This window comes from Bosea sp. OAE506, assembly GCF_040546595.1.
Taxonomy (GTDB): Bacteria; Pseudomonadota; Alphaproteobacteria; order Rhizobiales; family Beijerinckiaceae; genus Allobosea.
Genome location: NZ_JBEPOB010000001.1, coordinates 2,143,595 through 2,155,420, shown reverse-complemented (window position 1 = coordinate 2,155,420; position 11,826 = coordinate 2,143,595). Strand labels below are relative to the sequence as shown.

Annotated in this window: 13 protein-coding genes; 1 reads left to right on the top strand and 12 read right to left on the bottom strand. The window is 67.6% G+C overall.

The window, feature by feature from the left end:
* Positions 1 to 90: 90 nt before the first annotated feature.
* The gene (locus tag ABIE41_RS10450; RefSeq protein WP_192644406.1) at positions 91 to 360 is read left to right on the top strand and encodes a type II toxin-antitoxin system Phd/YefM family antitoxin; all 270 of its coding nucleotides are present in this window, start codon (positions 91 to 93) and stop codon (positions 358 to 360) included.
* Between the two features lie 140 nt (positions 361 to 500).
* On the opposite strand, the gene ABIE41_RS10445 is transcribed toward ABIE41_RS10450, so the two are convergent.
* The 12 genes from ABIE41_RS10445 to ABIE41_RS10390 all read right to left on the bottom strand — a co-directional run bounded on the left by ABIE41_RS10445 (position 501) and on the right by ABIE41_RS10390 (position 11,806).
* The gene (locus ABIE41_RS10445; RefSeq protein WP_192644405.1) at positions 501 to 1,607 is read right to left on the bottom strand and encodes a hypothetical protein; all 1,107 of its coding nucleotides are present in this window, start codon (positions 1,605 to 1,607) and stop codon (positions 501 to 503) included.
* Positions 1,608 to 1,609: 2 nt separating this feature from the next.
* Positions 1,610 to 1,945, bottom strand: coding sequence for a hypothetical protein (locus ABIE41_RS10440; protein ID WP_192644404.1), 336 nt, complete (start codon positions 1,943 to 1,945; stop codon positions 1,610 to 1,612).
* Between the two features lie 83 nt (positions 1,946 to 2,028).
* Complete coding sequence (locus ABIE41_RS10435; RefSeq protein ID WP_192644403.1) at positions 2,029 to 3,375, bottom strand: UDP-glucose dehydrogenase family protein; 1,347 nt, start codon at positions 3,373 to 3,375, stop codon at positions 2,029 to 2,031.
* Positions 3,376 to 3,582: 207 nt separating this feature from the next.
* On the bottom strand, positions 3,583 to 3,861 hold the full coding sequence (locus ABIE41_RS10430; protein ID WP_192644402.1) for a hypothetical protein: 279 nt from the start codon (positions 3,859 to 3,861) through the stop codon (positions 3,583 to 3,585).
* Positions 3,862 to 3,954: 93 nt separating this feature from the next.
* On the bottom strand, positions 3,955 to 4,854 hold the full coding sequence (rfbA, locus tag ABIE41_RS10425) for a glucose-1-phosphate thymidylyltransferase RfbA (protein WP_192644401.1): 900 nt from the start codon (positions 4,852 to 4,854) through the stop codon (positions 3,955 to 3,957).
* Complete coding sequence (rfbD, locus tag ABIE41_RS10420) at positions 4,851 to 5,756, bottom strand: dTDP-4-dehydrorhamnose reductase (RefSeq protein ID WP_192644400.1); 906 nt, start codon at positions 5,754 to 5,756, stop codon at positions 4,851 to 4,853. The genes rfbA and rfbD overlap by 4 nt, the downstream gene beginning before the upstream one ends.
* Positions 5,753 to 6,310 (bottom strand): dTDP-4-dehydrorhamnose 3,5-epimerase, encoded by a 558-nt coding sequence (gene rfbC, locus ABIE41_RS10415; protein ID WP_192644399.1) that lies wholly within the window; start codon positions 6,308 to 6,310, stop codon positions 5,753 to 5,755. The genes rfbD and rfbC overlap by 4 nt, the downstream gene beginning before the upstream one ends.
* A gap of 2 nt (positions 6,311 to 6,312) precedes the next feature.
* Positions 6,313 to 7,410 (bottom strand): dTDP-glucose 4,6-dehydratase, encoded by a 1,098-nt coding sequence (gene rfbB / locus ABIE41_RS10410; protein ID WP_192644398.1) that lies wholly within the window; start codon positions 7,408 to 7,410, stop codon positions 6,313 to 6,315.
* Between the two features lie 69 nt (positions 7,411 to 7,479).
* Complete coding sequence (locus ABIE41_RS10405) at positions 7,480 to 8,262, bottom strand: enoyl-CoA hydratase/isomerase family protein (protein WP_192644397.1); 783 nt, start codon at positions 8,260 to 8,262, stop codon at positions 7,480 to 7,482.
* A 42-nt stretch (positions 8,263 to 8,304) separates the two neighbouring features.
* Positions 8,305 to 9,945: an ABC transporter ATP-binding protein gene (locus ABIE41_RS10400; protein ID WP_192644396.1), complete on the bottom strand. Its 1,641-nt coding sequence runs from the start codon at positions 9,943 to 9,945 to the stop codon at positions 8,305 to 8,307.
* Positions 9,942 to 10,868, bottom strand: coding sequence for an ABC transporter permease (locus tag ABIE41_RS10395; protein ID WP_192644395.1), 927 nt, complete (start codon positions 10,866 to 10,868; stop codon positions 9,942 to 9,944). The genes ABIE41_RS10400 and ABIE41_RS10395 overlap by 4 nt, the downstream gene beginning before the upstream one ends.
* The gene (locus ABIE41_RS10390; protein ID WP_192644394.1) at positions 10,865 to 11,806 is read right to left on the bottom strand and encodes an ABC transporter permease; all 942 of its coding nucleotides are present in this window, start codon (positions 11,804 to 11,806) and stop codon (positions 10,865 to 10,867) included. The genes ABIE41_RS10395 and ABIE41_RS10390 overlap by 4 nt, the downstream gene beginning before the upstream one ends.
* Between the last annotated feature and the right edge of the window lie 20 nt (positions 11,807 to 11,826).

Sequence of the window (11,826 nt, the reverse complement as noted above, 5' to 3'; positions counted from 1 at the left end):
ATCGTAAAGAGCGCTATTTCAGCGGCCGGTTGGGTGCACGCCGGAGCTTACACGGTGTTGTCGGTTGCCGAACAGCTTTGGGAGCTTACAATGGCAGAAGCGACGGCTGCCGAACTCATCAAGAATTTCAGCCGCTACATGGACATAGCACAGCGCGAACCTATAGCCGTGAAGAGCCATGGCCGAGTTAGCACCTATTTGGTGTCGGCGACTGCTTACGAGGAACTGCAGCGCTACAGGCAGATTGGGCAACAGAGTTTTGCTACCAAAGATTTGCCATTCGATCTGATCAGTTTGATCGCACAATGCCGGATGGCGCCCGAGCATGATTGTCACAATGCCCTGCTGAACCCCGCATGAGGCGCGGCATTGCCGCAATGCCAAGCACGAAGCGGTCATTTCATCAGTCTTCATAAAATTCGATTTCAGCCTCCGTGCAGCCGCCGTGACTAGATAAAAATTGTTATAAAATAACATAATATTTACGAGAAATTAATCTATCAGTATAAAATAATTTCTTGAATCTTACCCTCTGAAAGCCGGGTCGGCGCGATACCCAAATATTCATACCAGCCATCACCATAAGCTGTTGCAGTGTTAGCCGCGTCCCGCCCGAGATAGACGCTGCCGCGGCTCGACGGCGGAGAACCCGTGTCGGTGACGACCGCGACGCCGTTGCGGGCCACGGAGCGACCGGTTCCGTCGAAGGCGCAGGCGGCGGCGTAGCTGCTCATGCGCAGATCGGCCCCCGCCGCTGTGGCAAGTTGCGCCGAGCCGTCCATCAGCACGGACAAGCGGTTCGACTGGGCGCGCAGCAACGAGGAGGTTCCGTTGACGCCGACAATGCGGGCTGCATTCCGCTCCAGCCTCTGGCCGCGCACCGCGAGCGTCGCGGCGCTGCGTTGAAGCAGCGCCTCCAGCACGGGCGAGAGTTCGGCCGTCTCCGCCGCCCGGCTCACCGCCGCGCCGACTGTCGCGATGTAGGGCGAGGCGAAGCTGTTGGCCTCGAGCTGGGCGAGGCGGACATCGCCGCTCATCGTCAGCGTCAGCGTGCCGGCCGCCGGAGTGAAGACGAGTGAGACGCGGCTCGCGGCGCCCGCCCCCGCCAGCGGCCCGGCGCTCGACGCGCCGGACAGCGCGATGCTGCCCGTGCCGGTGAAGGAGAGCGCATAGCTCTGCGCCGTCACCGCTAGGCTCTGGCTGGCCGGAGCGGCGCTGTTCAGCAGCAGATTGGCGGAGGCGCCGTTGAGCGCGAGCTGCCGGCGCCCGTTCGTCCAGTCGAAGCGCGGCTGGTCGGCGGCGAGATCGGCCCGCATCACGCCTTGCGCGTCGAGATAGGAGCGCGCCGGGCCCGAGCTGCAGGTGAAGGCGATCAGCTCAGCGAAGCTCGCCGCCCGCTTGACGCGCAGCGCCGCCGCGCTCGCCCCGGCAATGCCGGCGAGCGGCACGGTGGTGATGGCGTAGCGGTCGGCCGAAAAATCGGCGATGGCCGCGAAGTCGGCATAGGCCGGCGCCTCGAACCAGGCGCGCTTGCCCGCGGGCGTCAGGCGCGCCAGATCGAGCGGGTCGCGCCGGCGGCGCGTCAGGGTAACGGGCTGTGCGACCATGGTCAGCCCCAGTATTCGAGCGAGCCCTTGCAGGCGGTCGCCGCCCGCAGGCACAGATGCGTCGCCGCCGCCGGCAGCCGCCTGACCCCGGGATTGAGGGCGCTGCCGCTGCCGTCGGTCACCGTCGCCGCGGGCAGGGTCAGCGCGGTGTCGACGAGCCCCGCCTTGACCCGGACATCGCCGTCGAAGGAGAGCGAGACGAAGCGCGCCCCGGCGGGAATGGCCACGCGCAGCAGCGTGTCGGCGGCGAGCACGATGTCATAGATGGTGTCGGAGAATTGCGGCGCCTGGGCCAGGCGCCCCGAATTCAGCGGATACTCCTCATGGAAGGCAAGCATGATTGATCCCCTCGCTGGATGGAGGGGAAGTCTAGGCATGCCCCGAGGTGCCGGGGATAAGTCTCAGGCAAACCGTATAGGAGTTAGGCTGCGTTATATTTCTTCCTTGCCTCGGGCGCGAGGACACCACGCCCGACATCGACATAGGTAAAACCCTTGGCGCGGACCTGTTCGGCCCGGTAGACATTGCGTAGATCGATGAGGACCGGCGCCGCCATGGTAGCCTTGAGCCGCTGGAAATCGAGCGCGCGGAAGATGTTCCACTCGGTGACGATCACCGCCGCATGCGCACCCTCGACGCATTCATAGGCGTCGTTGCAGTAGACGACGCCGCCCGGCAGCATGCCCTTGGCCTGCTCCATGCCCTCCGGATCGAAGGCGCGGATGGTCGCGCCGCCATCCTGCAGCGCGGTGACGATCGACAGCGAAGGCGCGTCGCGCATGTCGTCGGTGTTCGGCTTGAAGGTCAGACCCAGCACGGCGATGGTCTTGCCGCGCACCGAGCCGCCGCAGGCCGCGACGACCTTCTTCGCCATCGCCCGCTTGCGCAGATCGTTGACGGAGGCGACAGCCTCGACGATGCGCGAGGGCGTTCCGTAATCCTGCGCCGTCTTGATCAGCGCCAGCGTGTCCTTCGGGAAGCAGGAGCCGCCATAGCCCGGCCCGGCATGCAGGAACTTGCTCCCGATGCGGTTGTCGAGGCCCATGCCGCGCGCCACGTCCTGCACATTGGCGCCGACCTGCTCGCACAGATCCGCCATTTCGTTGATGAAGGTGATCTTCGTCGCGAGGAAGGCGTTGGCGGCGTATTTGGTCAGCTCGGCCGTGCGGCGGCTGGTGTTCAGGATCGGCGCGCTGTTGAGGTAGAGCGGCCGGTAGACATCGGCCATCAGCGTCTGGGCGCGCGGGTCGTCCGTGCCGATGACGATGCGGTCCGGGCGCTTGAAGTCGTCGATCGCCGCGCCCTCGCGCAGGAATTCGGGATTCGAGACGACGGCGAAATCGGCATCCGGGCGCAGCTCGCGGATGATCCGCTCGACCTCGTCGCCGGTCCCGACCGGCACCGTCGATTTCGTCACGATGACGGTGTAGCCGTCGAGCGCATGGGCGATCTCGCGCGCCGCGGCATAGACATAGGATAGGTCGGCAAAGCCGTCGCCACGCCGCGAGGGGGTGCCGACCGCGATGAAGACCGAATCCGCCTGGGCGACCGGCCCGGCCAGATCGGTCGTGAAGGACAGGCGCCCGGCCTCGGCATTGCTGCGCACGAGTTCCGACAGGCCGGGCTCGAAGATCGGGATCTCGCCCTGCTTCAGCGCCGCGATCTTACTCTCCATCTTGTCGACGCAGACGACCTCATGGCCGAAATCCGCGAAGCAGGCGCCGGACACCAGCCCGACATAACCTGACCCGACCATCACGATCTTCATCGGACACTCCCCAAAACCGTCCCAAACCAATCCCGTAGCGCGCTTACCATGCGGAGACGGGTCGCCCAAGTCCTTCGCGGATCCGGGCGCTCAGCCGATAGACCCGGCCGACTTCAACGATATGACCGCCCCTCGCTCCGCAGGTGCCATCCCTTGGCGCCGTCTGGGCCGCTCGTCGCGCTGCGGAGATCGACAGCTTCCCCAGCCCTATGAAACCAGGGGCCGCCACGCGCCGCCCGAGGGAGCCGCGAGAGCCACGCCCATTGGCATCGGATCCACGCAGATCCAGCCCGATCGGGCGGACCCGCCCGTTTCCCGCTCGAGCGCGCGACCGACGAAGGATTTGTAGCCGAGCCAGGATCCGATAACCCGGGAACAGCCACCGCAGGTGACCGGTGCATCGTCCGCGATCACGGGCGGCGCCACGACCGACACCGCACCGCAGACGCAGGAATCGAAGGCCTGTATCGTCTTGATGTCGGCCACCGGAACCTCCCGCCACTCTCTTGCGGTCCGTTTTGCAAGAACGAGGCCAGCCTGTTCTGGCCTGTTTCGGCACAGGACTGGCTTCGCCTTACGTCAGAACTCGGTCTGCTCGCCCGGAGCCGCGGCGATTTCGGCGGCCATCCGCAGCAGATATTGCCCGTAGTCGCTTTTCGACAATCGGGAGCCAAGGGTCTCGAGCTGGGCTGTGTCGATCCAGCCCTGGCGGCAGGCGATTTCCTCGGGGCAGGCGATCCGCAGATCCTGGCGGCTTTCCAGCGTGCGGACGAACTCGCTCGCCTGCAGCAGGCTGTCGGGCGTGCCGGTGTCGAGCCAGGCGAAACCGCGCCCCATGCGCTCCACGGCGAGTTCGCCTCGCGCCAGATAGGCGCGGTTGACGTCGGTGATCTCGAGTTCGCCCCGTGGCGAGGGGGCGAGCGAGGCAGCGATCTCGACGACCTGCGCGTCGTAGAAATAGAGACCCGTCACCGCCCAGTTGGAGCGGGGGGCCTTGGGCTTCTCTTCGATCGAGAGGGCCTTGCCCGCGGCGTCGAAGCTGACGACGCCGTAACGTTCGGGATCGCGCACCTGATAGGCGAAGACGGTGGCCCCGCCCTGGCGCTGGCGCGCCGCGCGCATCATCGCCGTCAGCGCGTGACCGTAGAAGAGATTGTCGCCGAGGATCAGCGCCGAAGGCTCGCCGGCGACGAAATCGGCCCCGATCAGATAGGCCTGCGCCAGCCCGCCGGGATGGGGCTGCTCGGCATAGCTCAGCCTCAGCCCCCATTCCGAGCCGTCGCCGAGCAGGCGCTGGAAATGCGGCAGGTCGAAGGGGGTGGAGATGATCAGGATGTCCCGGATATCCGCCAGCATCAGCGTGGTCAGCGGGTAGTAGATCATCGGCTTGTCGTAGACAGGCAGAAGCTGCTTCGACATCGCGAGCGTCATCGGGTGGAGCCGCGTGCCGGATCCGCCGGCGAGAATGATGCCCTTCATGGCTTCTGTTCCAATGCTTCCTGCTGCAGCAGCCGCGCGACGCAGGCGGCGAGCGAACCGCGCCAGGGCGGCAGCCGCACACCATGCGCGGCGGCGAGCTTCGTCCCGTCGAGGCGGGAATTGGCCGGCCGTCGCGCCGGCGTCGGATAATCGCTGGTGACGATGCGCCGGACCGCGACGGGCCGGCGCCCGAGCGCGGCCGCCTCCGCGAAAATCGCCTCCGCGAAGGACGCCCAGTCGGCCTCGCCCTGCGCGGCCATGTGGAAGACGCCGCGCAGAACCGGCTCGGCAGGCGCGCCGGCGAGGTTTCGCGCCACGGACAAAACCGCGTCCGCAATGTCGAGGGCCGAGCTCGGGCAGCCGATCTGGTCGCAGACGACCGACACCTCGTCGCGGCTCTCGCCCAGCCGCAGCATGGTGCGAACGAAGTTCCGGCCGTAGGGCGCATAGACCCATGCGGTACGAAGGATGGCGTGATCGGGCGTCGCCGCCGCCACGGCCTGCTCGCCGGCCAGCTTGCTGCGGCCATAGGCCGACACCGGACCGGTCGCGTCGTCCTCGCGATAAGGCTGCGGCGAGCTGCCGTCGAAGACATAATCGGTCGAGATCTGGATCACGGGCACGCCAAGCGTCCTCGCCGCGGCGGCGACCGCGCCCGCACCGGCGGCGTTGACCGCGAAGGCCTGCGCCTCCTCGCTCTCGGCGAGATCGACCGCCGTATGGGCGGCGGCGTTGACGACGATGTCCGGCCGTGCCGCCGCCAGCGCCGGCGCGATCGTCTGCGGGCGTTCGAGATCGAGTTCCGGCCGCCCAAGGGCGATCAGCGTCACGCCCGCGGCCGGCGCGCGCTCGGCCAGCGCCCGCGCGACTTGGCCCTCGCGTCCGGTGACGACGACCCTCACGCGAAATACCGCGGCAGCTCGGCCAGGCGCGGGTGCCGGCGGTCCTTGTCGGAGAGGATCAGGCGCTCTGCCGGCAGGCCCCAATCGATGCCGAGCGCGGGATCGTCGAAGGCGAGGCCGTGGTCATGCTCCGGCGCATAGGGCGCGCTGACCTTGTAGATCACCTCAGTGTCGGGCTCGAGCGTGACGAAGCCATGGGCGAAGCCGGCGGGCACCAGCATCTGCCGCCAGTTCGCCGCCGACAGCTCGACCGCCACAAACTTGCCGAAATCCGGCGAGGAGACGCGGATATCGACCGCGATGTCGAGGATGCGCCCGCGCGGCACACGGATCAGCTTGTCCTGCGCGAAGGGCGGCGCCTGGAAATGCAGGCCGCGCAGTGTGCCTACCGCCGCCGAGAGTGAATGATTGTCCTGCACGAAATCGAGCGTGATCCCGGCCTCGGCGAAGGCCTGGCGGCTATAGGTCTCCGAAAAGAAACCGCGATGGTCGCCGAACCGCTTGGATTCGATGATCCTGACCGCCGGCAGCGCCGTCGACTCGACGTGCAGCATCGTCAGCGGCCCCCATCGGCCGCCGGGACCGCACCGGTGCCGAGACGCTCGCCGCGATAGACCCCGGAGCGGATGTCGTTCCACCAGTCGGCATGGGCGAGATACCATTCCACGGTGCGGCGCAGACCGCTGGCGAAGCTCTGCCTCGGCGCCCAGCCGAGCTCGCGGCGGATCTTGCCGGCGTCGATCGCATAGCGCGCATCATGGCCGGGCCGGTCTGCGACATGGGTGATCAGCCGCGCATGCGGCCCGGCGGGATCGGGCCGCATCTCGTCGAGCAGCGCGCAGATCGCACCGACGACCTCCCGGTTCGACATCTCGGCCGATCCGCCGATCGCATAGGTCTCGCCCGGCCGGCCCTGCTGCGCCACCAGCAGCAGCGCCTCGGCATGGTCCTCGACATAGAGCCAGTCGCGCACATTGCGGCCATCGCCATAGATCGGCAGCGGCTTGCCCTCGACCGCGTTGATGATCATCAGCGGAATCAGCTTTTCCGGGAAATGATAGGGCCCGTAATTGTTCGAGCAGTTGGTGACGAGCGTCGGCAGCCCATAGGTGTGGTGCCAGGCCCGCACCAGATGGTCGGAAGCCGCCTTGGAGGCAGAATAGGGCGAGGTCGGCGCATAGGCCGTCGCCTCGTCGAACAACCCATCGGGCCCGAGCGAGCCGAAGACCTCGTCGGTCGAGATGTGGTGGAAGCGAAAGGCCTCGCGCCGCACGCCATCGAGCCCGCGCCAGTGCCGCAGCGCCTCCTGCAGCAGCACGAAGGAACCGACGATATTGGTGTCGATGAAGGCGCCCGGCCCGTCGATCGAGCGGTCGACATGACTTTCGGCGGCGAGATGCAGCACGATATCGGGGTCGAAATCAGCGAAGATCGCCCGCATCCGCTCGCCGTCGGCGATATCCGCCTTCTCGAAGCGATAGCGCGGATCGGAAGAGACCGGCGCCAGCGACGCCAGATTGCCGGCATAGGTCAGCTTGTCGACGACGCAGACGGTCGCGTCCGTCTCGGCGATCAGCCTGCGCACCACGGCCGAGCCGATGAAGCCCGCGCCACCCGTTACCAGAAACCTCGAACTCGTCGGCAAGGCCGCCATCGCTCCCGTTCAATAGGCGCATCTAGGCGATAGAAGGCCGAAGCGTAAACCCGCCGCCGGCCTGTCGCCTCAGCGACCCTGCCAGAGCGCAGGCCGCTTGCCGAGGAAAGCCTCCATGCCCTCGCGGAAATCGGCGCTGTCGTAGCACATCACCACCAGGTCGTCGCCGCCATCGGCGGGCACCGTGGCCGCGGTCAGCCGGCGCAGCGCCTCCTTCGTGGCCCGCATGGTCAGCGGCGCATGCCCGGCGATGGTCGTCGCCAGTTCGCGGGCCCGGCTCATCAGCGCCGCGTGATCGGCGACGATCTCGCTGTAGAGGCCGACGCGGTGCCCCTCCTCCGCCTCGATCAGCCGCGCGGTGAAGACGATGTCCTTGACCCGGGCCGGCCCCAGGAGCGCCGCGAGTCGGGCGTAGTTCGCCATCGACAGGCAGTTGCCCAGCGTGCGCGCGATCGGAAAGCCGAAGCGGGCCGTCGGCGTGGCGATGCGGATGTCGCAGGCGCAGGCAATGCTGGCGCCGCCGCCGGTCACCGCCCCCGCGATCGCCGCGATCATCGGCACCGGGCAGCACTCGATGGCGGTGATGACCCGCTCGATCTTCTCCTCGTAATCCAGCGCATCCTGCGCCGAGGCGAAGCTGCGGAACTGCGCGATGTCGGTTCCGGCGGCGAAGGCGCGGTCGCCGGCGCCGGTGACGACCAGCACCTTCGGCGCGCCATGCGCGGCCGGGTCGCTGCAGATGGCCGCCAGCCGCTCATACATCGCGAAGGTCAGCGCGTTGCGGGCCTGGGGGCGGTTGAGCGTGATCGTGCCGATCCCGTTGTCCACCACGTAGAGGATTTCGTCGTCCATGCGCCCGCTTCCGTCGACCCCCGAGGGAGCGGGACTATCCGGTCAGGCATCGACCGCGTCAACGGTGGCGGTGCCCGTGGCGAAATCGCGACCTGGCGCGGCCTCGATCAGGGCACGTGTATAGGCATGCGCCGGCGCAGCGAAGACCTGCGAGGTCGCGCCCTGCTCGACGACAACCCCCTTTTCCATCACAACGATGCGGTCGCAGATCTGGGCGGCCACCCGCAGATCATGGGTGATGAACAGGATCGCCAGGTTGAAGCGCGCCTGCACATCGGCCAGCAGCGCCAGCACCTGCTTCTGCACGGAGACGTCGAGCGCCGAGACCGCCTCGTCTGCGATCAGGATCTCCGGCTCCATCGCCAGAGCCCGGGCGATCGCGATGCGCTGGCGCTGCCCGCCCGAGAACTGGTGCGGATAGCGCTCCAGCGCATTGGGCTGCAGGCCGACCAGTGCCATCAGGTCGCGCGCCCGCTGCAGCGCCTCCGTCTCGCCGAGGCCGAAATTCATCGGCCCCTCGATGATCGAGGCCCCGACCGTCCGGCGCGGATTGAGCGAGCGAAATGGGTCCTGGAAGACCACCTGGATCTTGCGGCGATAGGGCCTCAGCCGCCGCTCGGGCAGCTGCGCGATGTCGATGTCCGGCACCAGGATGGAGCCGACGCTGGGTGGCATCAGCCGCGCGATGCAGCGCGCGACCGTGGTCTTGCCCGAGCCCGACTCCCCGACGATGCCGACCGTCTCGCCCCGCCGCACGCGGATCGCAACGTCCTTCGCCGCGTGGACGACCCGCTCCTTCCGGAACAGCGCCTTGGAACTGTAGGTCTTGCCGAGCCCGGCCGTTTCCAGCGCGAGCGGCCCGAGCACCGGCTGGCGCTGCGCGGGCTTCAGGCTGGGAACCGCAGCGATCAGCATCTGAGTGTAGGGATGCTGCGGGCGCGTCAGGACATCGGCCGCGGCGCCCTGCTCGACGACGCGGCCCTTCTCCATCACCACGACCCGGTCGGCGATTTCCGCGACGACCCCGAAATCATGGGTGATGAACAGGACGCCCGTGCCGCGACGGCTCTGCATGTCCTTGATCAGCTTCAGGATCTGCGCCTGCGTGGTGACGTCGAGCGCGGTTGTCGGCTCGTCGGCGATCAGCAGCGCGGGATCGAGGATCAGCGCGGCGGCGATCATCACGCGCTGGCGCTGCCCACCCGAGATCTGGTGCGGATAGGAGGCGTGCATCCGCTCCGGCTCGGGCAGGCGCATCGCCTCCAGCATGGCGAGAACCTGCGCGCGCCGCTCAGCCGGGCCGAGATCGGTGTGGATGCGCAGCACCTCCTCGATCTGGTCGCCGATCGTCAGCACCGGGTTCAGCGCCGTCATCGGCTCCTGGAAGATCATCGCCATGCGGTCGCCGCGCAGCGCCCGCAGCCGCTGCGGCGACGCCGTCAGCAGATCCTCGCCCTCCAGCCTGATGGCCCCCGCCACGGGCTTCAGCGCCTTGGCGAGCAGCCCCATCACCGAGAAGGCGGTGACGGACTTGCCCGAGCCCGACTCGCCGACGACGCAGACGATCTCGCCCGCGCCAACGCTGAGCGAGACATTGTCGACAGCCAGCGCCCGGTCGCCGCCACCGGGCAAGGCGATGTTCAGCCCGGCGATCTCCAGGACGGGTGTCTGTGCATCGCTCATCGGCCGGTCATCTTCGGGTCGAGGGTGTCGCGCAGCCCGTCGCCCAGCATGTTGACGGCCAGCACGGTGATACCGAGGAAGATGCCGGGATAGAGGATGTTGTGCGGGAAGACGCGGAAGAGGTTGCGCCCCTCCGCCATGATGTTGCCCCAGGTCGGGATCTCCGGCGGGATGCCGATGCCGAGGAAGGACAGGATCGCCTCCACCAGGATCGCCGACGCTGCGATGAAGGTGCCCTGCACGATCAGCGGCGCGATAGTGTTGGGCAGGATATGGCGGACCATCAGCTTGGGCAGCCGCGTGCCGGCCATGATCGCGGCCTCGACATAGGGTTCCTCGCGCACCGACAGCACGATCGAGCGGACCACCCGCACGACACGGGGGATTTCGGGCACGATGATCGCGGCGATCACCGAAGTCAGGCCGCTGCGGAACAACGACACGACGGCGATAGCCAGCAGGATGCCGGGGATCGCCATCAGCCCGTCCATGAAGCGCATGATGATGCCGTCGAGCGGCCGGACATAGCCGGCCACCAGCCCGATCACGAGGCCGATGGCGATCGCGATCGAGGCGACGGAGACGGCGATCAGCAGCGACACGCGGGCGCCGTAGACGACGCGGCTATAGACGTCGCGGCCCAGCGAATCCGTGCCCATACGGTGCTTGAAGACCGTCGTCGTGCCGTCGTCGGCGCGGATCGTCCGCTCGAAGCCCGGCACGCGGTTGCGCGTGCTGGGATTGATCGCGGTCGGATCCATCGTGCCGAGCATGGGCGCGAGCAGCCCCAGCAGCGCCATCAGCAACAGCACCCCGGCCCCGATCACGACCACGGGGTTGTGCAGCAGGCGCCTCAGCACCGTCCGCGCCGGCGCAACCGGCTCGGAGGCGGCGGGCGCCAGGAGTGTCGGCTCGGCGCTCAATAGCGGATCCTCGGGTCGAACAGGCTGTAGGCGAGGTCGATCAGCAGGTTGATGCCGACATAGACGCCCGAGAACAGCAGGATGACGGCCTGGATGGTCGGGTAGTCGCGCGCCAGCACCGCATCGACCGTGAGCCGGCCGAGGCCGGGGATCGCATAGACGCTCTCGGTGACCACGACCCCCCCGATCAGCAGCGCGATGCCGATGCCGACGACGGTGACGATCGGCACCGCCGCGTTCTTGAGCGCATGGCGGAACAGGATCTTGCGCTCAACCTGCCCCTTGGCGCGCGCGGTGCGGATGTAATCCTCGTTCAGAACCTCGAGCACGCTCGCCCGCGTCATCCGCGCGATCAGCGCGATGTAGATCACCGAGAGCGTCACGGCCGGCAGCACCAGACGCTGCAGGAAGCCGCCGAACCCGCTCGAGATCGGCTGGTAGCCCTGGACCGGAAACCAGCCCAGCGTGATCGCGAAGACATAGATCAGCGCGTAGCCGATGACGAAGACCGGGACCGAGAAGCCCAGCACCGAGAACCCCATCACGATCCGGTCGATCCAGGAGCCGTGCTTGTAGGCCGCCAGCACGCCGAGCGGGATCGCGACGCAGATCGCGATCAGCATGGTCGCGAAGGCGAGCGACAGGGTCGGCTCGATCCGTCCCGCGATGAGCTCGCCGATCGGCTTCTTGAAGAAGAAGCTTTCCCCGAGCTCACCCCGCATCAGGTTGCCCGCCCAGATCGCGAACTGCGTCGGGATCGGCTTGTCGAGCCCGAGCCGGTTGCGGATCAAGGCGATCTGCTCGGTCGTCGCATTGTCGCCGGCGATCACCGCGGCCGGGTCGCCCGGCGTCAGGCGCAGCATGAGGAAGACCAGGACGGCGACGATCACCAGCACGGGGATCGTCGCCAGCAGGCGCCGCAGGATGTAGCCAAGCATCAGGGCCGGGTCCGCGCGAT